Origin of the sequence: Variovorax monticola (assembly GCF_051216855.1) — a bacterium.
In the GTDB taxonomy this organism is placed as follows: Bacteria; Pseudomonadota; Gammaproteobacteria; order Burkholderiales; family Burkholderiaceae_C; genus Variovorax.
This window is the reverse complement of sequence record NZ_JBPJZP010000001.1, coordinates 1016068-1041602: the sequence shown is the minus strand read 5'-3', so window position 1 is coordinate 1041602 and position 25535 is coordinate 1016068. Positions and strand designations below refer to the sequence as shown.

The 25535-nt window shown below is 69.8% G+C and carries 23 protein-coding genes; 22 read left to right on the top strand and 1 reads right to left on the bottom strand.

Annotated features, from left to right (window positions below; translation table 11 throughout):
* The first annotated feature begins 36 nt into the window (after positions 1-36).
* The 19 genes from ACSFA5_RS04695 (at position 37) to lplT (ending at position 19067) form a co-directional block, all read left to right on the top strand.
* Positions 37-1071, top strand: a complete 1035-nt coding sequence (locus tag ACSFA5_RS04695) for an ABC transporter substrate-binding protein (protein WP_435442851.1) — start codon at positions 37-39, stop codon at positions 1069-1071.
* Positions 1068-1592 carry a nucleoside deaminase gene (locus ACSFA5_RS04690; RefSeq protein ID WP_435442850.1) on the top strand — a complete coding sequence of 175 codons (525 nt, stop codon included), beginning with the start codon at positions 1068-1070 and terminating at the stop codon, positions 1590-1592. Before ACSFA5_RS04695 ends, ACSFA5_RS04690 begins: the two co-directional genes overlap by 4 nt.
* 85 nt (positions 1593-1677) lie before the next feature.
* Complete coding sequence (locus ACSFA5_RS04685) at positions 1678-2667, top strand: quinone oxidoreductase family protein (RefSeq protein ID WP_435442849.1); 990 nt, start codon at positions 1678-1680, stop codon at positions 2665-2667.
* Positions 2668-2702: 35 nt separating this feature from the next.
* Positions 2703-3533 (top strand): urease accessory protein UreD, encoded by an 831-nt coding sequence (locus tag ACSFA5_RS04680; protein ID WP_435442848.1) that lies wholly within the window; start codon positions 2703-2705, stop codon positions 3531-3533.
* Positions 3534-3735: 202 nt separating this feature from the next.
* Complete coding sequence (locus ACSFA5_RS04675; RefSeq protein ID WP_435442847.1) at positions 3736-5235, top strand: DUF4331 domain-containing protein; 1500 nt, start codon at positions 3736-3738, stop codon at positions 5233-5235.
* A gap of 25 nt (positions 5236-5260) precedes the next feature.
* A complete protein-coding gene (locus ACSFA5_RS04670; RefSeq protein WP_435442846.1) occupies positions 5261-5551 on the top strand; it encodes a hypothetical protein in 291 nt (96 codons plus the stop codon).
* A gap of 10 nt (positions 5552-5561) precedes the next feature.
* Positions 5562-6776: a tetratricopeptide repeat protein gene (locus ACSFA5_RS04665; protein WP_435442845.1), complete on the top strand. Its 1215-nt coding sequence runs from the start codon at positions 5562-5564 to the stop codon at positions 6774-6776.
* Positions 6763-7974, top strand: coding sequence for a HupE/UreJ family protein (locus ACSFA5_RS04660; RefSeq protein ID WP_435442844.1), 1212 nt, complete (start codon positions 6763-6765; stop codon positions 7972-7974). The genes ACSFA5_RS04665 and ACSFA5_RS04660 overlap by 14 nt, the downstream gene beginning before the upstream one ends.
* A 259-nt stretch (positions 7975-8233) precedes the next feature.
* Entirely contained in the window at positions 8234-9088 is an 855-nt protein-coding gene (locus tag ACSFA5_RS04655) for an STAS domain-containing protein (RefSeq protein ID WP_435442843.1), read from the top strand.
* Positions 9089-9100: 12 nt separating this feature from the next.
* Positions 9101-9475 carry an STAS domain-containing protein gene (locus ACSFA5_RS04650; protein WP_435442842.1) on the top strand — a complete coding sequence of 125 codons (375 nt, stop codon included), beginning with the start codon at positions 9101-9103 and terminating at the stop codon, positions 9473-9475.
* Positions 9465-9869, top strand: coding sequence for an anti-sigma regulatory factor (locus ACSFA5_RS04645; protein ID WP_435442841.1), 405 nt, complete (start codon positions 9465-9467; stop codon positions 9867-9869). The genes ACSFA5_RS04650 and ACSFA5_RS04645 overlap by 11 nt, the downstream gene beginning before the upstream one ends.
* Positions 9860-10945: a SpoIIE family protein phosphatase gene (locus tag ACSFA5_RS04640; RefSeq protein WP_435442840.1), complete on the top strand. Its 1086-nt coding sequence runs from the start codon at positions 9860-9862 to the stop codon at positions 10943-10945. The genes ACSFA5_RS04645 and ACSFA5_RS04640 overlap by 10 nt, the downstream gene beginning before the upstream one ends.
* Positions 10942-11820: a sensor histidine kinase gene (locus ACSFA5_RS04635; RefSeq protein WP_435442839.1), complete on the top strand. Its 879-nt coding sequence runs from the start codon at positions 10942-10944 to the stop codon at positions 11818-11820. Before ACSFA5_RS04640 ends, ACSFA5_RS04635 begins: the two co-directional genes overlap by 4 nt.
* A gap of 2 nt (positions 11821-11822) precedes the next feature.
* On the top strand, positions 11823-13811 hold the full coding sequence (locus tag ACSFA5_RS04630) for a hybrid sensor histidine kinase/response regulator (protein ID WP_435442838.1): 1989 nt from the start codon (positions 11823-11825) through the stop codon (positions 13809-13811).
* A 268-nt stretch (positions 13812-14079) separates the two neighbouring features.
* Positions 14080-15003 carry an iron-containing redox enzyme family protein gene (locus tag ACSFA5_RS04625; protein ID WP_435442837.1) on the top strand — a complete coding sequence of 308 codons (924 nt, stop codon included), beginning with the start codon at positions 14080-14082 and terminating at the stop codon, positions 15001-15003.
* Complete coding sequence (locus tag ACSFA5_RS04620) at positions 14997-15950, top strand: methyltransferase (protein ID WP_435442836.1); 954 nt, start codon at positions 14997-14999, stop codon at positions 15948-15950. Before ACSFA5_RS04625 ends, ACSFA5_RS04620 begins: the two co-directional genes overlap by 7 nt.
* Positions 15950-17044, top strand: a complete 1095-nt coding sequence (locus tag ACSFA5_RS04615; RefSeq protein ID WP_435442835.1) for a hypothetical protein — start codon at positions 15950-15952, stop codon at positions 17042-17044. Before ACSFA5_RS04620 ends, ACSFA5_RS04615 begins: the two co-directional genes overlap by 1 nt.
* Before the next feature lie 8 nt (positions 17045-17052).
* On the top strand, positions 17053-17835 hold the full coding sequence (locus tag ACSFA5_RS04610) for a GNAT family N-acetyltransferase (RefSeq protein WP_435442834.1): 783 nt from the start codon (positions 17053-17055) through the stop codon (positions 17833-17835).
* Positions 17832-19067: a lysophospholipid transporter LplT gene (lplT, locus tag ACSFA5_RS04605; RefSeq protein ID WP_435442833.1), complete on the top strand. Its 1236-nt coding sequence runs from the start codon at positions 17832-17834 to the stop codon at positions 19065-19067. Before ACSFA5_RS04610 ends, lplT begins: the two co-directional genes overlap by 4 nt.
* Here the strand turns inward: lplT and ACSFA5_RS04600 are convergent.
* Positions 19055-21142: a TonB-dependent receptor gene (locus tag ACSFA5_RS04600; protein WP_435442832.1), complete on the bottom strand. Its 2088-nt coding sequence runs from the start codon at positions 21140-21142 to the stop codon at positions 19055-19057. The genes lplT and ACSFA5_RS04600 overlap by 13 nt on opposite strands.
* A 209-nt stretch (positions 21143-21351) precedes the next feature.
* Between ACSFA5_RS04600 and ACSFA5_RS04595 the strand changes: the two genes are divergently transcribed.
* The 3 genes from ACSFA5_RS04595 (at position 21352) to ACSFA5_RS04585 (ending at position 25491) form a co-directional block, all read left to right on the top strand.
* Positions 21352-22581, top strand: a complete 1230-nt coding sequence (locus ACSFA5_RS04595; RefSeq protein WP_435442831.1) for an ABC transporter substrate-binding protein — start codon at positions 21352-21354, stop codon at positions 22579-22581.
* 83 nt (positions 22582-22664) lie between these two features.
* The gene (locus ACSFA5_RS04590) at positions 22665-23540 is read left to right on the top strand and encodes a branched-chain amino acid ABC transporter permease (protein ID WP_435442830.1); all 876 of its coding nucleotides are present in this window, start codon (positions 22665-22667) and stop codon (positions 23538-23540) included.
* Positions 23541-23565: 25 nt separating this feature from the next.
* Positions 23566-25491, top strand: coding sequence for a branched-chain amino acid ABC transporter ATP-binding protein/permease (locus ACSFA5_RS04585; RefSeq protein WP_435442829.1), 1926 nt, complete (start codon positions 23566-23568; stop codon positions 25489-25491).
* The last annotated feature ends 44 nt before the right edge of the window (positions 25492-25535 follow it).

The window sequence follows — 25535 nt, the reverse complement described above, 5'->3', positions numbered from 1 at the left end:
GGGATTCAAGAGACCCGAAGATTCCGAGGCCCCACCATGCAACGTCGATTCTTTCTTGCAGCCGCCGGCACCACCGCAGCCGCCATCGCCGCCCCTTCCGTCTTCGCGCAGGGCGGCGGCAAGCTCACCCCCCTCAAGTTCACGCTCGACTTCCGCATCAACGGGCAGACCGCGCCCTTCTTCCTGGCAATGACCAAGGGCTACTACAAGGACGAAGGGCTCGACGTGAGCATCGACACGGGCGCCGGCTCGGTCGCCTCCATCACGCGCATCGCCAGCGGCGTGTACCAGCTGGGCCTGGGCGACATCAGCTCGCTGGTGGAGTTCAACGCGCAGAACGCGGGCACGCCGATGGTGCAGGCCGTGTACCAGTACTACAACCGCGCACCGTTCGTGATCATCGGGCGCAAGGACCGCGGCGTGACGGCCGACTTCAAGAGCCTGCAGGGCAAGAAGGTGGCCGCGGCCGCCGTCGAGTCGACCCGCCGCGCCTGGCCCCTGGTGGCGCGCAAGCAGGGCATGCGCGGCGATGCCTTCCAGTGGCAGACCACCGACTTCAGCGCGCGCGACAACGTGATGGTGCGCGGTGACGTCGATGCCGCCACCTACTTCCACGACTCGGCCGTCTCGCTGTTCGCGCGCATGAAGCCCGAGGAGCTGTCGGTGCTCAAGTACGCCGACGCGGGCGTCGACCTGTACGGCAACGCCATCCTCGCGAGCAGCAACCTCATTGCGCAGAACCCGAAGGTGGTGGCCGCCTTCCTGCGCGCGAGCAACCGCGCCATCGTCGAGACCTTCGCCAACCCGGCGCCCAGCATCGCGGCCATGCGCCAGCGCGAGCCCATCCTCGACGAGAAGATCGAGCTGGAGCGCTGGGGCATCACCGCCCAGTACGTGGGCGCGGCGGACACGCGCGGCCACGGCCTGGGCGACATCAAAAAGCTCACGCTCGAGCAGCAGGTCGACGAGGTGGCCGATGTGTTCGGCCTCAAGGTCAAGCCCGCGTCCGACGCCATCTTCAACACTTCGATGCTCCCATTGCGCAGCGAACGCAATCTTCCCAAGTCATGAACTTCAACAGCAACACCACCACCTACCCCGCCGAAACCGCGCTCGAAGAGCGCGACGGCCGCTACCTGCGCAAGGCCATCGTGTGGTCGCACGCGGCACGCCGGCGGGGCAACCGCCCCTTCGGCTCGGTCATCGTCTCGGCCTCGGGCGAAGTGCTGGCCGAGGCCGGCAACAGCAACATCGAGACCGGCGACTGCACCGCGCATGCCGAGGTCAATGCGCTGCGCGCGCTGGCCGGGCGCAACATCTCGCGCGAAACGCTGGCGGGCGCCACGCTCTATGCCTCGGGCGAGCCCTGCGTGATGTGCGCCGGCGCCATCTTCTGGTCGAACATCGGGCGCGTGGTGTTCGGCATCGACGCCGAACGACTGCGCGTGTTCCGCGGCGAGCGGCAGGACCAGCGCGACGCCGAGCTGTCGTGCCGCGACGTGTTTCGCGCCTCGCCGCACCCCATCGAGTGCATCGGACCCGCGCTGGTCGACGAGGCCAGCGCGGCGCACGACGGGGCCTGGAAGGTCTGAAAGACCCGCGCCTGCCCGGGACCGCGGCTTCGCTCAGAATCGCGTCGGCCAACCACGGCCCACGAGACAAAGGAGCAAGCCCCTCATGACCCGACCCACACAGACCCGCGCCATCCGCGTGACCGAATTCGGCGGCCCCGAAGCCATGCGCCTCGAGACCGTCGAGCTGCCCGCGCCCGCCGCGGGCGAGGCGCAACTGCGCCAGACCGCCGCCGGCTTCAACTACATCGACATCTACCAGCGCAGCGGCAAGTACCCGCTGCCCTCGCCCACCGGCCTGGGCCACGAAGCCACGGGCGTGGTCGAGGCACTCGGCGACGGGGTCGCCGACCTGGCCATCGGCGACCGCGTGGTCTACATGAACGCCGGCGTGGGCGCCTATGCGGAACGCCGCAACGTGCCGGCCGCCAAGCTGGTGCGCATTCCCGATGCCATCTCCGACGAGGACGCGGCCGCCGTGTTCTTCAAGGCCATGACCGCGCAGTACCTCGTGAAGAAGACGCACGCGGTGCAGCCCGGCGACATCGTGGTGGTGCATGCGGCCGCGGGCGGCGTCGGCCAGATCCTCAGCGGCTGGGCCAAGGCGCTGGGCGCCACCGTCATCGGCACCGCCGGCTCCGCGGCCAAGTGCGAGGCCGCGCGCGCCGCCGGTTGCGACGTGGCCGTCGACTATTCGCAGGCCGACTGGGTGCAGCAGGTGATTGCCGCCACCGGCGGCGCCAAGGCGCGCGTGGTGTACGACTCGGTGGCCCGGCACACCTTCATGGGCTCGCTGGACTGCACCGCGCCCTTCGGCATGGTGGTGCTGTACGGCGCGGCCTCGGGGCCGGCGCCGGCCATCGACCCCGAGCTGCTCAACAAGAAGGGCTGCCTGTTCCTCACACGGCCTTCTGTGTTCCCGCACAACGCCGACCCCGCCACCTTCCGCGCGAATGCGAAGGACGTGTTCGACGCGATGGCCTCGGGCGCGGTGCGCGCATCGATCGGCGCGCGCTTCGCGTTGGCCGACGCGGCCGATGCGCACCGGGCCGCGGAAAGCCGCTCGGTCGCCGGTGCGATCCTGCTGCTGCCCTGACCAGAAACGGCGGGCGCTGCCTCTAGACTCGCTGCATGCCCTGGCACGCCCGTCTCCATCTCGCCTATCAAAAAGAGTCCGCCCGCACCGTCGCGCGCTTTCGCCACGACGGGCCGCTGCGCATCCTGCAGAGCCTGTACCCCGAGGGCGACACGGTGTGCCACAACGTGCTCGTGCACCCGCCGGGCGGCCTGGTGGGCGGCGACACGCTGGACATCGACATCGAGGCCGCCGACGGCAGCCACGGCCTCATCACCACGCCCGGCGCCTCGCGCTTCTACCGCTCCGAGGGCGAGCTGGCGCTGCAGCGCACGCGCATCCGCCTGGCGGCGGGCGCGCGGCTCGAATGGCTGCCGCTCGAAGCCATCTGCTACAGCGGCTGCCAGGCGGAGAACCGGTTGTCCATCGAAGTCGCGCCCGGCGCCGAGCTGCTCGGCTGGGACGTCACCGCGCTCGGCCTGCCCAACGCCAACCAGCCCTTCGAGCGGGGTACCTACCTGCAGCACATCGAGGTGCCCGGCGTGTGGCTGGAGCGCGGGCGCATCGACGCGGCCGACCACCGGCTGCTGCAAAGCCCCATCGGCCTGGGCGGCCACCGCTGCATGGCCTCGCTGTTCTTCGTGGCGGGCACCCCGCTGGCGCGCGCGCGGCGCGACGCCCTGCTCGCGCAGGCGCGCACGCTGCTCGAGGCGAGCCCCCTGTTCGACAGCGCGGGCGCCACCAGCCCGCATGGCGAAATCGTCGTGCTGCGCGTGCTGGCCCCGGTGGTCGAGCCCGCGATGCACCTGCTGCGGCAGGTGTGGCAGGCATGGCGCAGCGAGCTGTGGCAGCTGGGCGCGGCCACGCCGCGCATCTGGGCGACCTGAAGCCCCCGTGCGCCTCGTGAGCGCGGCTTGACCGCGGGCGCACGCGTTTGCGCCTACCGCGCCGCGCTGGCAATGCGCGTAACTACTTACCCGCATTCGCACATCCGGCTGAACTTGTTGCGCGTACTCAAACAGCGACGGCCTTTGCGCCGCGTGTGTCGTTCGTGCCCATTCCAACATCTTCACTACCGAGGTGACGCCGATGAGATTGCCCCAAACGCCCGTTCGGGCCTGTGTTCTGGCCCTGTGCGCGGTTGCCGCCACGGGTGCGTTCGCGTCCAGCCACCGCGAGGCCCCGTCGATCGCGGGAATGCCCAAGCTGGACGGCACGGACTTCTACATGTTCCGCAGCTACGAGGCCAACCGCCAGGACTTCGTGACGCTGATCGCCAACTACCAGCCCGACCAGAGCGCCTACGGCGGCCCCAACTACTTCACCATGGACCCGAACGGGCTGTACGAGATCCATATCGACAACACCGGCAGCGCCACGGAGGCGCTCACGTTCCAGTTCCGCTTCACCAACACGCTGCGCGACATCCAGCTGCCCATTTCGGGCAAGCAGGTGTCGATTCCGCTGGTGCAGGCCGGTGCCATCACCGGCCCCAACCAGGCCACCAGCAACCTGCGCGAAACCTTCACCCTCACCGTGGTGCGAGGCGACCGCCGCAAGGGCCGGTCGGAGGCCGTCACCAACGCGGCCAACGGCTCCAACGTGTTCGACCGCCCGACCGACAACATCGGCGAGAAGACCTTCGGCGGCCCGGCCGGCTATGCCGCCTACGCGGCGCAGCACCTGTACAGCGTCAACATTCCGGGCTGCAGCACGCCGGGCCGCGTGTTCGCCGGCCAGCGCAAGGACCCGTTCACCGTGGCCCTGGGCCAGGTGTTCGACCTGATCAACCTGAACCCGCTGGGCACCACCAACGCCAACCCCGACGCGCTGGCGCAGAAGAACGTGTCGACGCTGGCGCTCGAGGTGCCGATCGCCTGCCTCACCGCGGGCGGCACCGGCCCGATCATCGGCGGCTGGACCACGGCCAGCGCGCGCCAGGGCCGCCTGATCGCCAACCCGCCCAAGAGCGGCCACGGCACCACCACCCTCAACGGCGGTGCCTGGGCGCAGGTGTCGCGCCTGGGCATGCCGCTGGTCAACGAGGTGGTCATCGGCCTGAAGGACAAGGACAAGTTCAACAGCTCACGCCCCATGGACGACGGCCAGTTCGCCACCTACGTGACCAACCCCACGCTGCCGGCGCTGATCCAGACGCTGTTTCCCAGCGCCCCGGCGCCCACCAACTTCCCGCGCACCGACCTGGTGGCCGCGTTCCTGACCGGTATTTCCGGCGTGAACCAGCCGACCAACGTCAAGGCGTCGGAGATGCTGCGCCTGAACACCAGCACGACGCCCACGCCCAAGGCGAGCCAGAGCAACCTGGGCGTGGCCGGCAACGACCTCGCGGGCTTTCCGAACGGCCGCCGCCCGGGCGACGACGTGGTCGACATCGAGCTGCGCGTGGCCATGGGCGCCCTGTGCGTGCTGACCGGCGCCAACGACGCGCTCAAGGTGGGCTGCAAGCCCGCGGACGCACCGGCCGGCGGCGCTGCCATCACCGACGGCGCATTGCAGAGCCCGGCGCAGTTCCCCGACACCTTTCCGTACCTGAACCTTCCGCTGCCTGGCGCCGTGAACCCGCAGTGAACGTGCCATGAACCAGAGGTATCCCATGAAAAACACACGACTCCTTTCTTGCGCCGCCGGTGCGGTCGTCCTTGCGGCGGCCCTGGCGGGCTGCGGCGGCGGGGGCGGCGGCGGGGGCGGCTTCTACCCGTTCCCGATCGCCACCACACCGCCGCCGGACAACCAGCCGCCGGTGGAGGTCAGCGCCTACGACGCCTTCGTGGCCTACGTGGTGGCGCTGGTGGCCACGCAGTCCGAGACCGACGACGCGGCCAACGTGGCGCAGTTCGATCCGCCGCCCACGTCGGAGACGCGGGACCCGGTCGCCACGCCTTAGGCACCGCGCCATGCGAGCCTGCATTCCCTTCGCGCGTGCCATCCGCGCCATCGGCCCCATCGGCCGGTGGCTGGTGCTGCCGGCGGCGATGCTGGTGCTCGCCGGCGCGGCGCACGCCGTGCCCCGCGTGCCGGCCAGCGACGACGCGGTGGTGGAAACACTGCCCGCCGTGGCCGGCTGGTCGAGCGAACAACGCCGCCTGCGCCGTGAACTGGTGCGGCGGCCCGACGACCCGGCCACCGCCATCGAGGCGGCGACCACTTATCTGAACCTGGCGCGCGACCAGGGCGACGCGCGCTATGCCGGCTACGCCCTGGGCGCGCTGCAGGCCTGGGAGGCCCAGCCCGCGGCCGACACGCCGCCCGCCGTGCTGGTCATGCGCGCCACCATCGCGCAGTTCCTGCACGATTTCGACGGTGCCGAGGCCACCCTCAAGGTCGCGCTGGCACGCCAGCCCAACGACGCGCAAGGCTGGATCACGCTGGCCACCATCCTGCGCGTGCGCGGGCGCTACAACGAATCGGACGCCGCCTGCCGCGCGCTGGGCCGCGTCGGTCCCGCGCTGTACGGCGTCGCCTGCCTGGCCGAGAACGCCGGCCTGCGCGGCCGGCACGACGAGGCGCGCGACACCCTGCAAGAGCTGCTGGCCAACCCGGCGCTGGCCGGCGCCGCACAGGCCGGCACGCGCCAGTGGCTGCTGACCAGCGTGGCCGAGGTCGAGGAGCTCGCGGGCCGGTCCGCCCAGGCCGATGCCGCCTACCGCAAGGCGGTGGCGGCGCAGCGCTCGGGCTACCTGCTGCTGGCCTACAGCGACTACCTGCAGCGCGCCGGGCGGCACGCCGAGATTCCAGGCCTGCTCGCCAAGGAAGCACGCAGCGATGCCGTGCTGCTGCGCCTGGCCATTGCCGCTGCATCCGCACGCGACAAGGGAGCCCAGGCGGAGGCCGACGAGTTGCGCCAGCGCTTCGAGGCCTCCGCGCTGCGCCCCGGCACCACCGCGCTGCATGCGCGCGAAGAAGCCATGTTCGCGCTCGACGTGCAGAACGACCCCCAGCGCGCGCTCGAACTCGCGCGCCTGAACGTCAAGCTGCAGCGCGAACCCATCGACCTGCTGGTGTTCGCCCGCGCCGCCGCGGCCGCCAGGAACGACGCCGCGCGCGGCGAAGTGAAGGCCCTGATGCAACAGATCGGACTGAAGGATGCGCGTGTCGATGCGATGCTTTGAACGGGCCGTGCGGGCCGTGCGGGCCTCGCGGGCCGCGTGGGCCGCGTGGGCCGTGCCGATGCTGTTGGCGCTGCTGTTCGCAGCGGCGCCGGCCCATGCCCACAAGGCCAGCGACGCCTACCTGCTGTTGCACCGCAGCGGCGACACGATCGACCTGCGCTGGGACATCGCGCTGCGCGACCTCGACGCGCTGCTCGACCTCGACACCAACGCCGACCGCAAGCTCAGCTGGGGCGAGGTGCGCACGCGCCTGGCCGACATCCGCGGCTATGCGCTGGCACGCCTGCGGCTGCAGCAGGGCCGGTGCGCGCTGGCCGAAGCACAACCCGCCGCCGTCGAAGACCGCATCGACGGCGCCTACCTCGTGCTGCAGCTGCGCGGCCAATGCCCCGCCCTGGCAGCGAGCACCGCGCTCGACATCGACTACCGGCTGTTCCGCGAGGTCGACCCCACGCACCGCGGGCTGCTGCGCGTGGAAGTCGAAGGCGCCGTCCAGCCGACGGTGCGCTCGCTCGATCCGTCGGCCGGCGCGGTCGCGGTGCCCTGGCCGGGCGCAGCGGCAACGGCCATGGCCGACACGCCCGCGTCCGACACCAGCTTCTTTCGCGACGGCATCCATCACATCCTGATCGGCTACGACCACATCCTGTTCCTGGTGTGCCTGCTGCTGCCCGCCGTGCTGCGCCGCAGGCCCGAGGGGTGGGAGCCGGTCATCGGCTGGCGCGAGGCGGTGTGGCCGATGCTGGGCATCGTCACCATGTTCACCATCGCGCACTCGATCACGCTGGCGCTCGCCGGCCTGAAGGTGGTGACCATCTCGCCGCGCATCATCGAGCCGGGCATCGCCATCACCATCATGCTGGCCGCCATCGACAACATCTACCCGGTGCTGCGCGGGCGGCGCAAGCTCTTCAGCTTCCTGTTCGGGTTGATCCACGGTTTCGGCTTCGCGGGTGCGCTGGCCGAGCTCGACCTGCCGCTGCGGGACTTCGTCGTCGCCCTGCTCCAGTTCAACCTGGGCGTGGAAGCGGGGCAGCTGATGGTGGTGGCCGTGGTGCTGGTCGCGCTGCTGGCCTTGCGCCACTGGCGGCGCTACCCGCCGCTGGTGCTGCGCGGCGGCTCGGCGCTGGCGGTGCTGGTGGCGGCCATCTGGCTGGGCGAGCGGGTGTTCGACGTGAAGGTGCTGCCTTTTTCCTGAAACGGCTGCCTCGACGGCGGTGCCTCCAGCACCGAAGACCTTGCATCGCACCGGCGCGTGCGCGCAAGCAGCATGTCGTTGTAGGCATGGGCCTACGTGAATTGGCGGCATCTCGCATTTGCAAACACCGTTAACAACGGTGTGCAAGGGCTACGATCTGGCCCAGTGAAACGCGACATATTGCAGCGGGCAGACATCGCTCGCGCTCGCACTTCAGTCGTTTCACGCGGACGCACCCAAAAAATCCAAGAGGAACTTCATGAAGAGCGAATACCAAGCGTTGCTGGACACCCTGCGCGACGAAGAAACGACCGTCGTCGATGCCTGGCTGGACGAAGCCCAGGTCAGCGAACCGGGCGCGCGCCGCGCCGCGCAAGCCGAGGCGACCGACATCCTTCGCCAGCTGCGCGAAGGGCTGCAGGCCGGCGGCGATCCGGCGCGTTTCGAGGTGCCCGCCTGGGCCGGGCTGCGCGAGACGCTCGGTGCGCTGTCGCAGACGCGCGCGGCCAAGGGCCAGTCGGTGGCCGAAACGAGCCTGTTCGTGCTCGCACTCAAGAAGCCGCTGTTCGCCGCCATCCAGCGCCGCCTGGGCACCGACGCGCTCGCCATGGCGAGTTCGCTCTGGGCGCTGTCGACCACCGTCGACAAGCTGGCGCAGCACACCGTGGGCACCTACCAGCAGGCGCGCGAAGAAATCATTCGCCGCCAGCAGGAAGAGCTGCTGGAACTCTCCACGCCCGTCGTCAAGCTGTGGGACGGCGTGCTCGCGGTGCCGATGATCGGCGTGCTCGACAGCAGCCGCACGCAGATGGTGATGGAAGCCCTGCTCGAGAAAATCGTGGAAACCGGCTCCGAGCTGGCCATCATCGACATCACCGGCGTGCCCACGGTCGACACGCTGGTCGCGCAGCACCTGCTGAAGACCGTCACCGCCATCCGGCTCATGGGCGCGGACTGCATCATCAGCGGCATTCGCCCGCAGATTGCGCAGACCATCGTGCACCTGGGCATCGACCTGCAGGGCGTGCGCACCAAGGCCACGCTGGCCGACGCGCTGGCGCTCGCGCTGCAGCAAACCGGCTGGCGCGTCACGCGCGGCGCGGCAGACAAGTAAGCGGCACCCACCATGGACCGCATTCCAATTCTTCGCATGGGCGACACGCTGCTGGTGACCATCCAGGTCGACATGCAGGACCAGACCGCCCTCACGCTGCAGGACGACCTGGCCAACCGCATCGCCGTGACCGGCGCCTCGGGCGTGATGATCGACATCTCGGCGCTCGAGATCGTCGACTCCTTCGTCGGGCGCATGCTCACCAGCATCTCGGGCATCGCCCGCATCCTCTCGGCCACGACGGTGGTGGTGGGCATGCAGCCCGCCGTGGCGATCACGCTGGTCGAGCTCGGGCTGTCGCTCGACGGCGTGAAGACGGCGCTCAATGTCGAGCGCGGCATGGAGCTCCTGCGGCGTTCCCGGCTGGAGAATGTTCTTGGCCATTGAACTCTCCGGCACCTTGCCGCTGCTGACGGAACAGAACATCGTCGCCAGCCGCCAGATGGTGCGTGCCCTGTGCCTGGACCTGAAGCTCTCGCTGGTCGACCAGACCAAGATGATCACCGCCGCCAGCGAGCTCTCGCGCAACACGCTGATCCACGGAGGCGGCGGGCGCATGCGCTGGGAATTCGTCGAACGCAACGGGCGGCGCGGCCTGCTGCTGCACTTCGAGGACGAGGGGCCGGGCATTGCCGACATGGCGCTCGCGCTCACCGACGGCTGGACCAGCGGCAGCGGCATGGGCCTGGGCCTGCCGGGCAGCAAGCGGCTGGTGAACGAGTTCGACATTGCCTCGGCGCCGGGCCAGGGCACCCGAGTGAGCATCACCAAGTGGAAGTAGGCGCCACCATCACGGGCTGGACCCACAAGGCGTTTCCCATGGACGACGCCAGCCGCGTCGGCGAGGCGCGCCGGCATGCCGCGCAGGCGGCGGCGGACCTGGGCTGGGGCGAGGTCGACGCGGGGCGGCTGGCACTGGTGGTGACCGAGCTGGGCACCAACCTCGTGCGCCATGCAAAGAAAGGCCGGCTGCTGATCGCGGCGCGGCCCCCGGCCGGCAAGCCCGGCGGGGCGGGTGGGACGGGCGGGGCGGGTGAGATGGAAATGATCTGCATCGACGAAGGCCCCGGCATCCCCGACATCGCCCTCGCCATGCGCGACGGCCACTCCTCCAGCACGACGCCCGGCACGGGGCTGGGGGCGGTGCGCCGGCTGGCGAGCGATTTCGACATTCATTCGTCGGTGCCGCACGGCACGGTGAGCGTGGCCCGCGTGCGCCCGTCCGCGGGCCCGTCGGCGGCAGCGGCAACGCAGTCCGAGGCTGCGCCGGCGTTGCAGATCGGGGCAATTCGCCTGCCGGCGCCCTACGAATCGGTGTGCGGCGACGCCTGGGCAGCCGCAACGCACGGCGCACAGACCACCTTCCTGGTGGCCGACGGCCTGGGCCACGGTCCGGAAGCGGCCAAGGCCTCGCAGGCTGCGATCGACGCCTTCGCCACGGCGCCCGACGCCGATTTGCGCGACACCGTGCAGCGCGTGCACAGCGAACTCCGGACCACGCGCGGCGCCGCCATGTGCGCGCTGCGCATCGACACCGCGAGCGCCACCGTCACCTACACCGGCGCCGGCAACATCGTGGGCCGTGTGCTGTCGGGCGTGTTCGACAAATCTGTCGTCACCCAGCACGGCACCGCGGGCCTGCAGATCCGAAAGCCCGAGGTCACCTCGCTCGAGTTGCCGGCCCATGCACTGGTGGTGCTGCACAGCGACGGCATCGAGACCCGCTGGAGCGTCGATCGCCTCCGTCCCCTGCTGCAAAAGGACCCGGCGCTGGTCGCGGCGGTTCTTTTGCGCGACCATACCCGCCACCGCGACGACGCCACCGTGGTGGTGATCCGCCAAAAGGAAAACGCATGAACAGCAACGGCCCGGCCGACTGTGAAGACACCGTGCAGGCGCTGGCCGCAAGCCGGCGCGAAGTCGACGAGCTGCGCGCGGAGCTCGAGGAAACCAACCGCGGCGTGGTGGCGCTGTACGCCGAGCTCGACGCCCAGGCCCAGCAGCTGCAGAAGGCCACCGAACTCAAGAGCCGATTCCTGGCCTACATGAGCCACGAATTCCGTACCCCGATCAACGCCATCCGCAGCATCGTGCGCCTGCTGAGCGACCGCGTGGACGGGCCGCTCACGCCCGAGCAGGAAAAGCAGGTCGGCTTTGTCGACACCACCGCCACCGAGCTGGCCGACATGGTCGACGACCTGCTCGACCTGGCCAAGATCGAGGCGGGCCGGGTCGACATCTCGCCGGCCTGGTTCGAAATGGTCGACCTGTTCTCCGCGCTGCGCGGCATGTTCCGCCCGGTGCTGCACAACCCGGCCACCGCGCTGATCTTCGAGGAGCCCGAGGGGCTGCCCAAGCTCTACACCGACGACCGCAAGCTCTCGCAGATCCTGCGCAACTTCATTTCGAACGCGCTCAAGTTCACCCCGCACGGCGAGGTGCGCGTCACCGCGATGCGCGTGGGCGACGACGAGGTACGGTTCTCGGTTGCGGACACGGGCATCGGCATCGCACCCGAAAACCACGCCGCCGTCTTCGACGATTTCTCGCAAGTGGATTCGCCGGTGCAAAAGCGCCTGCGCGGCACCGGGCTGGGCCTGTCGCTGAGCCGGCAGCTCGCGGTGCTGCTGGGTGGGCGCGTGGAGCTGGCCAGCGAGCTCGGCAAAGGCTCGGTCTTTTCCGTCACGCTGCCGGTGCAGCTCCACCGTCAGGAATCGGCGCTGCCGGAATAGCCATGCCAACCGAACCGCTGATCAACACCACGATCGACCGGTCGCGCCACACCGTGCTGGTGGTGGACGACAACCCCACCACGCGCTACACCACCGCACGCGTGATCCGTGCCGCCGGCTTCGAAACGCGCGAGGCGGGCACCGGCGGCGAGGCACTTGCGCTGGCCTCGCAACACATCTCGGCCGTGGTGCTGGACGTGCACCTGCCCGACTTCAGCGGCTTCGAGGTGTGCCGCGAACTGCGCATCAAGCCGGCGACCTCCACCTTGCCCGTGGTGCACCTGTCGGCCACCTTCGTGCGCAACGAGGACAAGGTGGCCGGCCTGAACGCCGGCGCCGACGCCTACCTGGTGCACCCTGTGGAGCCCCCGGTGCTGGTGGCCACGCTGCAGGCGCTGATCCGCGCGCGCATGGCCGAGGAAAAGCAGCGCAACAGCGAAGCGCGTTTTCGCGCCATCTACGACCAGGCCCCAACGGGCATGGCGCTGATCGACGCCGAGGGCCGGTTCGCCGACGTGAACCCGGCCATGGTCGGCATGCTGGGCCAGGCGCGCGACACGCTGATCGGCCAGCCGGTCAGCGCCTTCGCGCCCGACGAATGGACGGCCTTCGTGACGGCCCACACGGCAGGCGCACTGGGCGCGCACACGCCGACGACGCCATGGAACGGCGAGTTCCCGCTGCGGCGCAGGGACGGCTCCTGGGTCCGTCTCGAATGGACCATGTCGGCCGAAATCGAGCCGGGCCTGCGCGTGGGCATTGCGCTGGACGTGTCGGAACGCTTCGAGCTCGAAGGGCGCCGACGCGAGGTGCTCGAGCGCGAGCAGGCCGCGCGCGCCTCGGCCGAGCGCCAGAGCCGCACCAAGGACGACTTCGTGGCCGTGCTCTCGCACGAGCTGCGCAACCCGCTCAACGCCATCGGCGGCTGGGTGCACGTGCTCAAGGTGGGCAACCGCACGCCCGAGCAGATGGAAAAAGGCCTGAACGCCATCGACCGCAGCGTGAAGGCGCAGACGCGGCTGATCGCCGACATCCTGGACGTGTCGCGCATCAGCTCCGGCAAGCTGCGCCTGCACCGCGAATGGATCGAGCCGCGCGGGCTGGTGAGCTCCGCCATCGAGGCACTCGCCGCGCCGGCCGCGGCCAAGCGCGTGAGCATCGAGTTCGACCAGGCGCCGGCGGACGCACCGGCCTGGCTCGACGCCACGCGTTTTCAGCAGATCGTGTGGAACCTGCTGTCCAACGCCATCAAGTTCTCCGCCGAAGGCGGTCGCATCCTCGTCGAGCTGCACCGCGACGGCGACTTGCTCGACCTGTCGGTGCAGGACTTCGGCCGCGGCATCAGCCCCGAATTTCTGTTGCACCTGTTCGACCGCTTCTCGCAAAGCGATTCGCCGGACAACCGCTTCCACGGCGGCTTGGGGCTCGGGCTGTCGATCGTCAAGAACCTGGCGGAGCTGCACGACGGCAGCGTCTCGGCCTACAGCGAAGGCGAGGGCCGGGGCGCCATGCTGCGCGTGGTGCTGGGCGTGGTGCCCTCGGGCGATGTGCCCATCGTGTTGCTCGATGCGCAGGACACGCGGCCCGCGGCGACCAACGACCGCGTGCTGGCCGGCCTCGATGTGCTGATCGTGGAAGACAACGCCGATGCGAGCGAAATCATGACGGTGGTGCTGGCCGACGCCGGCGCCACGGTGCGCCTGGGCGCCGACTTCGACAGCGCGCTGCAGCTGTTCGAGCAGAAATGGCCCGACGTGCTGATCAGCGACATCGGCCTGCCGGGGCGCGACGGCTACGACCTCATTCGCGAAGTGCGCCAGCGCGAGCGCACGCTCGGCAAGCCCCGGCTGTTCTGCGTGGCCCACACCGCCTTCACCCGGCCGCAAGACCACGCCAAGGCGACCGAGGCGGGGTTCGATGCGCACCTGGGCAAGCCGCTGCAGCCGCATGCGCTGCTCGCACTGATCGGCGGGCGGCCCCCGGCGGCCTAGCACTCGCCGCCAAGGTGGCGGCCGGGCTGGGCATGAAGACCGTGCCCGGCGCACTGCAGCGCGCGCTGCAGACGCCGGTCACGCCCGAGCTCTCGGCATCGCCCGCGCAGTCGCCGCGGCCGTGGGCCAGCAACGCCATCCGTCGCGCGATTGAGACCCGCCCCGGGTCTGAGCACGCACGGCGGATTTGTAGCCGCTGTCTGACGGACAGAGGCCGAGCAAAGGCGCACGCTGCGTCTTTTGCTCCATCGGACGAGAAGGACCGACCATGTCCGCACACGACATCACGGACCCCGGCCTGCAAGGGCCGCTGCCGCCGCCCGCAAAACTCCACCGGCGCCTGGCCCGCTTCAACGCCACGCGCCTGAACCCGGGACAACCGTCGTTGCACTGGCAGGACGACCTTGCACGCGAGCACGAGCATCGCCTGCTGGAAGGCCGGTTTCTCGAAGACCTGCGTGTCACGGTGCGCACGGCAGCCTGCGTGTCGGCCGGCAATGCAGGCCACTTCGTCCACTGGTTCGAATCGCTCGCGCACACCGGCCCCGGCCAGGCGCATGCGCTGTTCGACTGGCTCGCCCAGGAGGCCAGCTTGCCTCAGATGCGCTGGTTCCTCACGCAGGAGGCCGCGGGCGAAGCGGGCTTCGAAGACCTGCTGGCCTACACGCAGGTCAAGCTGCCGCCGCAACCCAAGCTGGAGTGCGCGCGCAACTTCTGGGACGAGATGGGCCACGGCAAGCGCAGCGCCATGCATGGCGAGATGCTCGCGCACATGGTGCGCGAGCTCGACCTGCACCCGGCCATCGACACCACAGTGTGGGAATCCCTTGCGCTGGCCAACACCATGGTGGGGCTGGCGACCACGCGCCGCTACGCGTACCACGCCATCGGCGCGCTCGGCGTCATCGAGCTCACGGCCCCCGGGCGCGTGAAGCAGGTGGCCGCCGGCATGCGCCGCCTGGGCTTGAGCGGGCGGGCGCGCGCCTACTTCGACCTGCATGGCGCGCTGGATGTTTCGCACGCGCGCGCCTGGCTGCGCGAGGTGATCCACCCGCTGGTCCACGAGGACCCGGCGTGCGGACAGTTCATTGCCGAAGGCGCGCTGATGCGGCTCGTGTGCGGTGCGCGCTGTTTCGACCGCTACACCCTGGAACTGCGGGAACCGCACACCGAAGAGGTCGCCGCATGCTGAACGCGGCCCCCGTGCTGCGCCAGGTGGCGGCCACCGGCTACCGTTTCACGACGGTCACGCCGCTCACCCACCAGCGCGTGCTCGCGCGGCGCGGGCGCGAGCCGGGCACCACGCTGCGGGACATCTTCGGCTGGAACCTGCCGTTCGAAGCGAATGCGCTGCCGCCGGACTTGCTGGCGAGCATGGAACACGCCGGCCTCGCGCGGCGCATGGGCACGCTGCTGCGCAGCACGGTGCGCATCGCGAGCCTGGGCGACGACCTGTTCTTTCATTCGGCCTACCCGACGGTGGAAGAGAACGCGGTGTTCTTCGGGCCCGACACCAGCCGCTTTGCGCGCTTCGTCCTCCATGCGCTGGCCGGGCGCACGGCGCAGCCCCACGCGCGCGCACTGCGGGTACTGGACGTGGGCTGCGGCAGCGGTGCGGGCGGCATTGCCATCGCGCGGGCGCTGGCCGCCGCAGGCACGCCGGCGAGCGTGGTCATGAACGACATCAACCCGCTGGCGCTGCAGTACGCGGCGGTCAACGCCGAGGCCGCCGGCGTGCCGGTGACGCTGGCGCAGGGCGACGCGCTCTCAGCCGTCGACGGCGAGTTCGACCTCATCGTGTCGAACCCGCCCTACCTCGACGACGCCGCGCAGCGCGCCTACCGCCACGGCGGCATGCGGCTCGGGCGGGCGCTCAGCGCGCGCATTGCCGCCGAGTCGCTCCAGCGGCTGGCACCGGGCGGGCAACTGCTGCTGTACACGGGCGTGGCCATGGTCGACGGCGAAGACCCGTTCCTGGCCGAGATGCGGCCCCTGCTGGACGGCTCGGGCTGCGACTGGTCGTATGCGGAGATCGACCCCGACGTGTTTGGCGAAGAGCTGGAGCGCTCGGTGTACGCGCACATCGACCGCATCGCGGCGGTGGGCCTTGTCGCCACGCGGCCGCAGGAGAACGCGTGATGGCCGCCGGGCTCGACCTCGGGCTGGACACTGCAAGCCTGGCCGGGGTGCGCGACTGCAGCGTGCTGGAGCGCATGCCCAAGTGGCTCATCTGCGTGCCGCTGGTCGTGCAGTGGCTGTGGCTGTCGCTGCGCCACGGCGGCGCGACAGTGCCTTCGGCGGCCAACCCGCACCTGACCTCGGGCGGGCTGGTGGGCGAAGGCAAGCTGGAGTACTTCCGCGGCATGGGACCGCTGGCGCGCTCGGTCACGGCGGCGCACTGCGCGGTGTTCAACGACGGCGCGGCCACGCAGCCCGTGCTGCGCGCGGCGATGCAACGCAGCGGCCTGGCCTTTCCCGTGGTCGCCAAGCCCGACCTCGGCCTGTGCGGCTACGGCGTGCGCCTGGTGCAAGACATGCCCGCACTGCTGGCCTACCTGGCCGCGTTTCCCACCGGTGAAACGGTGGTGCTGCAGCGCTACCTTCCGCAGGAGGGCGAGGCGGGCATCTTCTACGCACGCGACCCGGTCACGGGCCAGGGCCGCATCATCGGCCTGGCGCTGCGCTACTTTCCGCGCGTCACGGGCGACGGCCGCAGCACCGTGGCCCAGCTGGTGGCGGCCGACGCGCGGGCGCGCCGCATCGCGCGCTCGCCGCGCCACGAGTGCAGCGTGCCGCCCGAGAGCGTGCCGGCGGCCGGGCAGCAGGTGCGGCTGGCCACCATCGGCTCGACCCGCGTCGGCGGGCTGTACCGCGACGGCGCGGCGCTCATCACGCCCGAGCTGGTGCGCGCCGTCGATGCGGTCGCGCGCGACATGCCCGACTTTCATTTCGGGCGCTTCGACGTGCGCTACGACAGCCTGCGCGAACTGGGTGCCGGGCGCGGCTTCACCATCATGGAAATCAACGGCGCGGGCTCCGAGGCCATCGAGGCATGGGACCCCGACACCGGCGTGCTGCAGGGCTTTCGCATGGTCTTCGCCAAGCAGCGGCTGCTGTTCGCCATCGGCGCCGCGCAGCGCAAGGCCGGCGTGCGGCCCATCGGCCTGCTGGCACTCGCGCGGCTCAACCGGCGGCAGAACCGGCTGGTCGATCGCTACCCGCCCTCCAACTGAGTTGCCGCATGCACACGGACACTGTCGCTGCACCCGTTCTGGAAACCCGCTGGGCCGATTGCGAAGACGACGTGCGCTGCGCACAGCGCCTGCGCTTTCGCGTGTTCGCGCTGGAGATGGGCGCGCGCCTGACGCCGCCCGAGGGCACGCCGGGCGGGCTCGACGCCGACCGCTTCGACGCCTTCTGCGACCACCTGCTGGTGCGCGCGGTGGACCCGGTGCACGGCCCCGGCCCGCTCATCGGCACCTACCGCGTGCTGACGCCCGGGGCGGCGCGGCGCGCGGGCGGCTTCTACACCGACACCGAGTTCGACCTGTCGCCGCTCGCGCCGCTGCGCGGCCGCGCGCTGGAGCTGGGCCGCTCGTGCGTGGACGCGCAGTGGCGCACGGGCAGCGTCATCATGGCGCTGTGGACCGCGCTGGGGCAGTACATGGTCGAGCACCGGCTCGACACCATGATCGGCTGCGCCAGCATCGGCCTGGACGCACATGGCCTGAGCGCCGCCCGGCTGTGGCACCGGCTGTGCCGCACGCATCTGGTCGAGGAGCGCTGGCGCGTGGCGCCTCGCATCGCGCTGCCGCTGGACACCGAGGCTCACGCCGACGACGACATCCATGCCGCGCCCCCCGCGCCGCCGCCGCTCATCAAGGGCTACCTGCGCTGCGGCGCGCGCCTGCTCGGCCCGCCCGCGCTCGACGTCGCATTCAACACCGCCGACCTGCCCCTGATGCTGCGCATCGACGACGTGTCGCCGCGCTACCGGCAGCACTTCTTCGGCGTGGCGGCGTGACCGAACCCGTGCAACCCGTGCCACCGGTGCAGGCCTCCGCGCGCTCGCGGCGCGCGCTGCGCTCGGTGGTGGCCGCGCAGTTCTTCAGCTCGCTGGGCGACAACGCGCTGCTGATCGTCGCCATCGGCCTGCTCATGCAGCGCCACGCGCCGGGCTGGATGACGCCGGCGCTGCGGGTGTTCTTCTACCTTTCCTACGTGCTGCTGGCCGCCTTCGCGGGCGCGGTGGCCGACGCCGCGCCCAAGGGCCGCGTGCTGATGGTCTCCAACCTCGTCAAGCTGGGCGGCTGCGCGCTGCTGGTGTGGCATGTGCAGCCGCTGGTGGCGTATGCGCTGGTGGGGCTGGGCGCGGCGGCCTATTCGCCGGCCAAGTACGGCATCCTGTCCGAGCTGCTGCCGCAGGACGAACTGGTCAAGGCCAACGGCTGGGTCGAAGCGAGCACCGTGGTGTCGATTTTGTTCGGCGTGGCGCTGGGCAGCACGCTGGTGAACAAGGGCCACGCGCTGCCGGCCATCGGCGCGGTGTACCTGCTGGCCGCCGCCTGCACGCTCGCCATTCCGCACAGCCCGGCGCGCAACCGCGCGGCGCTGGCGCGTCCGGGCGAGCTGGTGCGCGGTTTCGGGCACTCGCTGCGGCTGCTGTGGCGCGATGCCGATGCGCGCATTTCGCTGGCCGTCACCAGCCTGTTCTGGGCGGCGTCGGCCACGCTGCAGTTCCTGGTGCTGCGCTGGGGCGCCGAGCGGCTGGGGCTCACGCTGTCGCAAAGCGCGCTGCTGCAGATCGCGGTGGCCGTGGGCATGGTGGGCGGCGCGATGGGCGCGGCACGCTGGTTCCCGTTGCAGCGCGCCATGCGCGCGTTGCCCTTGGGCGTGGCGCTGGGCGCCGTGGTCGTGGCGATGACGCTGGTCACGCAGACCGCGGTGGCCGCCGTGATGCTGGTGGCGATCGGCGCGCTGGCCGGCCTGCTGCTGGTGCCGATGAATGCGTTGCTGCAAAGCCGCGGGCTGCTGCGCATGCACCCGGGCCAGTCGATCGCGGTGCAGAACGCCAACGAGAGCACCGCTTCGCTGGCCATGCTCGCGGTGTACGGTGCGCTGGTCTGGCTCGACGCCCCGCTGCTGCCCACGCTCGCGGGCTTCGGCGGCTTCCTGGTGCTGGCGATGGGCGCGATCTTTGTCTGGTCGCGCCGGCTCGGCCCCGCGCGCGACGCGCTCGCCGCTCAGAAGGTGTAGCGCGCGCTCACGCGCACCGTGCGCGGCTCCATCGGGTGCACGTGGCGGTCGTTCACACCGCCGTTGCAGCTGCCGCCGGCCACCTCGCCGGCGGTGCACGAGGCGTAGTAGTACTCGATGTCGTTGCCCTTGCGCCCCGCCAGGTTGAACACGTCCAGCCCCAGCGTGAGCTGCCGGTTCACCGCATAGCGCGCGCCGAAGTTCAGCAGCGTGGTGGCGCGCGAGCGCACGGTGTTCAGCGTGTCCAGCGCGCGCGGCCCCATGTAGCGCAGCCGCAGCGACGCGGTCAGCGGGCCTTCGATGTAGGTGATGCCGGCCGCGACCACGCGCTCCACGGCGTTGTCAACGTGGTTGCCCTCGCCCTCCGGCGCCGCGCCCTTGAAGCGCGCGCGCGACAGCGCGCCGTCCACCTCGAGCCGCCAGGCGCGGTCGAACTTCCAGCGCAGCGTGGCCTCGATGCCGCGCCGCGTGCTGGCACGGCCCGGCTCGGTGGTGCCCGCATCGCCGACGTAGACCAGCTCGGAGTCGAGGTCGAGCTTCCACAGCGCCACCGTGGCCGTGAGGTCTTCGTTCGGCTGGAAGCGCCAGCCGACTTCGGCGCCGCGCCCCTTCACCAGCGCGGGCACGCGGTCGGCCGGCAGGCCGCTGCGCGGGTCGGTGGTGATGGTGGCGCCGCGCACGTCGTTGCTGTGAAAACCCACGCCCGCGTTGAAGTAGAACTCGTGCGCCGGCGTGGGCGTGAAGGCCAGGCCGAACTTCGGGCTCAGCTGCGAATCGTGTCCCTTGCCGCTGTTGAGCGGCCCGTAGACCGGCTCGCGGCCCTGCACGTTGTAGCGCAGCGCATCGCCGCGCAGGCCCACGTAGGCCCGCCAGCGCTCGCTGAAGTTCACCAGCTGCTGGCCGTACACCGAGAACAGGTCCTGCGAGACCTTGTCGTTGCGCACCGTGCCCAGGCGCTGGCGCGCCTCGGTGTCGTAGAGCCCCACCTCGGCGATGCGGTCGCCGCGCCATTGCGCGCCGAAGCTCAGCAGGCCGTCGAGCCCCGCGATCTTGTTGCCCATCGAATGCGAGCCCTGCGCGCCGAAGATGCGGCGCCGGTCGGTCTGCTCGAACTGGTCGCCGTTGACGGGGTTGTTCAGGAAGTAGGTGAAGTCGGAGAACAGGTCGAAGCGGTAGTCGATGGCGTAGGCGCTGAACTCGGTGTCGCCGCTCGGGCCCTTGTCGAACCACTTGCCCGACAGGCTGATGCGTTGCGTCTTGCCGCCGTCGGTGGGGTTCAGGCTGCCGAAGCGCGGCAGCGCTCCGCTGTCGATGAGCCGCTCGGGCACTTGGTCGGTCGAGGTCCAGCTGCTCTTGTAGGCCATGCCGGTGAGGCTGAATCCGCGCGTGGGCGAGCCTTGCGAGTAGCGCAGCACGGCGTTGGCCTTCTTCAGGTTTTCGGGCACGTTCCACGGGCCGTTGTTGCCTTCGAGCTCGATGGCGCCGAGCCAGGTCTGGTCGTCCACGGTGCGCGAGCCCGCGGCCAGCAGCCGTTTGAAGTCGTGAGAACCCACGGTGAGTTCGGCAAAGGGCGCCTCCAGTGCGCTGAAGTAGTCGAGCGACGCGCTGCCGGCCAGGGAAAAGTCGCCGCTCTGCGCAAAGTAAGGGCCCTTGCGGTAGCGCACGCCCGACACCAGCTCGGGCATCAGGAAGTTGAGATCGGCATAGCCCTGCCCGTGGCCGTGCGTGGGCATGTTCACCGGCATGCCGTCCACCGTCACCGCGAAGTCGGTGCCATGGTCGAGGTTGAAGCCGCGCAGGAAGTACTGGTTGGCCTTGCCGTCGCCCGAGTGCTGCGTGGCCACCACGCCGGGCACCGCCTCGACGATGTCGCCCGGGCGCAGCTTGGGCCGCGACTGGTACGACTCGCGCTCCACCGCGCCTTCGCTCGCGCTGTCGGCCGTGCCGATGGCGGTGTCGCGCGGGCCGACGACCTGGATCTCGGGCAGATGGGTCTGCTGGGCGCACGCGGCGGCGCTGCCGAACAGGGCGCCGAGCAGCCAGGGGCGGGTGGCCGTGCGGGAAGGAAGGTTCATGAGGCGGGTGTCTCCGGCGTTTGTGGTGGTGCTGCGCGAGGCGGGTACAACGCTTACGCGGGGAAACGCCGGGCGGATGTGGTGGTCCGGCTAGGGTTGTCACTCTCTGGGCGCTGAAAGGTTATCGACTATGTTTTGCAGGCTTCGTGCTTGCGCGTCGTCGCTTTCGTTCCGACCCAGACCTTCATAACATCGTTGGAGACCTTTCAATGCAATTCCGATTCAAGCTGCTGGCCCTGAGCAGCGCCCTCGCCCTTTCGGCCGCCGCTTTCGCGGCCGATCCGATCAAGATCGGCGTGGACGGTCCCTACACCGGCGGCTCGTCCTCGATGGGTGTGAGCATGCGCGACGGCGTGCGCCTGGCTGCCGAGGAAATCAACAAGTCCGGCGGCGTGCTCGGCCGTCAGATCCAGCTGATCGAACGCGACGACGAAGCCAAGAACGAGCGCGGGGTGCAGATCGCCCAGGAGTTCGTCAACAAGGAAAAGGTCGTGGCGGCCGTGGGCTACATCAACACCGGCGTGGCGCTGGCCTCGCAGCGCTTCTTCCAGGAGGCGAAGATTCCGGTGCTCAACAACGTGGCCACCGGCTCGGTCATCACGCACCAGTTCGACAAGGACCCCGAGAACTACGTCTTTCGCAACGCCGCGCACGACAGCATCCAGGCGCCGATGATCGTGGAAGAGGCCATCGTGCGCCGCGGCTACAAGAAGGTCGCGATCCTGGCCGACTCCACCAACTACGGCCAGCTCGGCCGCGAAGACCTGGAGCGCGCGCTCAAGAACAAGGGCATCACGCCCGTGGCGGTCGAGAAGTTCAACATCAAGGACGTCGACATGACGGCCCAGCTGCTGAAGTCGAAGGAAGCCGGCGCCGAGGCCGTGCTCACCTACGGCATCGGCCCCGAGCTGGCCCAGATCGCCAACGGCATGACCAAGCTGGGCTGGAAGGTGCCGATCGTCGGTAGCTGGACCCTGGCCATGGCCAACTTCATCGACAACGCCGGCCCCGGCGGCGACGGTGCGCGCATGCCGCAGACCTTCATCCAGGAGCCGACCACGCCCAAGCGAAAGGCCTTCATCGAAGCCTTCGTCGCCAAGTTCAAGCCGAAGAACAACCGCATGGATTCACCCGTGTCGGCGGCGCAGGGCTACGACTCCATCTACCTGCTCGCCGCGGCGATCAAGCAGGCCGGCAGCACCGACGGCCCGAAGATCAAGGCAGCGCTCGAAGACCTGCAGGCGCCGGTCGAAGGCGTGGTGACGACCTACAACAAGCCCTTCTCCAAGACCGACCATGACGCCATCACCGCCAACATTCCGGTGTTCGGCGAGGTCAAGGGCGGCCGCGTGGTCTTTGCGAGTGCCGACGACCAGAAGAGCGCCGGCACCGTGCGCATGAAGGATGCGGCGGCCAACGACGCCCTGCTGAAGAAGTAAACACCGGCCCGGGTGCCGGCGCCGCCCCGGGGCCTGTTCCCGCGGCGGCGCATTTTTTGGTCCAACGCTTTCCTCGAGCCGCCATGCAAATCCTCACCCAACTCATCTTCAGCGGGATTGCGCTGGGCATGATCTATGCCGTCATCGCGTTCGGCTACCAGCTCACCTTCGCCACGTCGGACACCCTGAACTTCGGCCAGGGCAACGCCCTGATGCTCGGGGCCATGGTCGGCCTCACGCTGGTGAACCTGGGGCTGAACTACTGGCTGATGATTCCGCTGGTGTGCCTGTTCGGCGCCTTCCAGGGCACGGTGGTGGAGCGCATCGCCGTGCGGCCGGCCATCAAGATCAAGTCGGAGTTCGGCTGGATCATGTCCACCATTGCGCTGGGCATCATCTTCACCAACGTGGCCGAGAACGTGTGGGGGCGCGACGACCTGAAGTTTCCGTCGCCGCTGCCCGAGTCGCCGCTGCACTTCCTGGGCGCCAACGTGCTGCCGATGGAGATTCTGGTGGTCGTCGGCGCGCTGCTCATGATGCTGGCGGTCGAGGTGTTCAACCGCCGCTCGATCTACGGCAAGGCCGTGGTCGCGACCTTCAACGACCGCGACGCGGCCAAGCTCATGGGCATCAACACCGGCCTGGTCATCACCTTCTCGTATGCGCTGTCGTCCATGACGGCCGCCTTTGCGGGCGTGCTGATTGCGCCGCTCACCCTGACCGGCGCCTCGATGGGCGCGGTGCTGGGCCTGAAGGCCTTCGCGGTGGCCATCATCGGCGGGCTCACCAGCGGCATGGGCATCGTGGTGGGCGGGATCATCCTGGGCATTGCCGAGACCACCACCGGCTTCTACCTGAGCACCGGCTACAAGGACGTGCCCGGCCTGGTGCTGCTGCTGATCGTGCTTGCCGTGCGGCCCTCGGGCCTGTTCGGCAAGGCTGCCATCAAGAAGGTGTGAGCGCGGCGCAATGAACTCCGAAAAAATGAAAACCAGCCATCTGCTTCTGGCGACGGCCGGCGTGGCGGCGCTGCTGCTGTTCCCGGTCGGCATCGACAACCCGTACTACATCCACCTGCTCGAGACCATCATGATCTACGCGATCCTGCTGTTCGGGCTGGACATCGTGGTGGGCTACACCGGCCAGGTCTCGCTGGGGCACGCGGGCCTGTTCGGCCTGGGCGCCTATGCCGCCGGCGTGCTCGTCTTCAAGCTCGCCATGCCGTTCTGGATCACCGTGCCGGTGGCCATCCTGGTCACGGCGGGCTTCGGCGCGCTGCTGGCATTGCCCGCGCTGCGCGTGTCGGGGCCCTACCTCGCGATGGTCACGCTGGCCTTCGGCACCATCATCCAGATCCTCATCAACGAGATGAGTTTCCTGACCAACGGCCCGATGGGCATCAAGCTGGAGAAGCCCGCGCTGTTCGGCCACAAGCTGGACGACCGCGAGTACTACTGGGTGGTGGCGGTGCTGATGGTGCTGGCGCTGGTGGTGGTGCACCGCATCCTGCGTTCGCACCTGGGGCGGGCCTTCGAGGCGCTGCGCGGCAGCCCGGTGGCCTCCGACTGCATGGGCGTGTCGGTGTACCGCTACAAGGTCTACGCCTTCGTCATCAGCGCGGGCTTCGCCGGGCTCGCGGGCTGCCTGTATGCCTACTCCGAGCAGTACATCTCGCCCAACTCGTACAACTTCGAGCTCACGGTGCTGTTCCTGCTGGCGGTGATCATGGGCGGGCGCAAGAGCCGCATCGGCGCCATGCTGGGCGCCACCATCATCGTGCTGCTGCCCAAGTTGCTGGACGACGTGGTGCTGTTTCGCTACGTGTCGGTGGCGCTGGCCGTGCTGGTGCTGGTGACGGCGGTGGTCGCCATCAGGCGGCAGCGCGCCACGCCCGCGCAGATGGCCATTCCCGTGGTCGGCAGCATCGCGCTGGCGGGCCTGGCCTTCTGGCTCGATGCCATGACCGACTGGCGGCTGTCGATCTTCGGCGTGATCATGCTGTTCGTCGTGTACTACCTGCAGGACGGCATCGTCGGCTTCGTGCGCAAGGCCTTCAACATGGGCCGGCCCGTGGCGTCGATTGCAGCAGTGGACGTGGGTGCTGCGCCGGCCGACGCGGTGTCCGTCGCGGCGCATGCCGGCGGCACCGAAGACGTGCTCGAGGCCTCGGGCGTGCTCATGCAGTTCGGCGGCCTGAAGGCGCTCAACAACGTCGACCTGCGCATCAGGCGCGGCACCATCCACGGCCTGATCGGGCCCAACGGCTCGGGCAAGAGCACCATGATGAATGTGCTGACCGGCATCTACGTGCCCACGGCCGGCGCCATCTCTTTCGGCGGCCGATCGCTGGTCGGGCGCACCTCGGCCGACATCGCGCTGTCGGGCATTGCGCGCACTTTTCAGAACGTGCAGCTGTTCGGCGAGATGACCGCGCTGCAGAACGTGCAGGTCGGCCTGCACCACAGCTTTGCGAGCAACCTGCTCGACGTGGCGGTGCACACGCCGCGCTACCGCCGCGAGAGCGCGGCCGCGGTGCAACGCGGGCTGGGGCTGCTGAAGTTCGTCGGCCTGGAGTCGCTCGCCACCGAGGAGGCGCGCAACCTGCCCTACGGCAAGCAGCGCCTGCTGGAGATCGCGCGGGCGCTGGCGCTCGACCCGCAGCTGCTGCTGCTCGACGAGCCGGCCGCAGGGCTCACCGCGCCCGACATCAAGGAGCTGCTCGCCATCATCCGCAAGATCCGCGAGCACGGCGTGACCGTGATCCTGATCGAGCACCACATGGACGTGGTGATGAGCATGTGCGACACCGTCTCGGTGCTCGACTTCGGCCAGAAGATCGCCGAGGGCGAGCCGGCCCGCGTGCAGGCCGACGAGAAGGTGATCGAGGCCTACCTGGGCGGCACCGCATGACCCGCGCCGAAATCACCCGTGCAGGAAGCGCAAGAGCAGGAAAC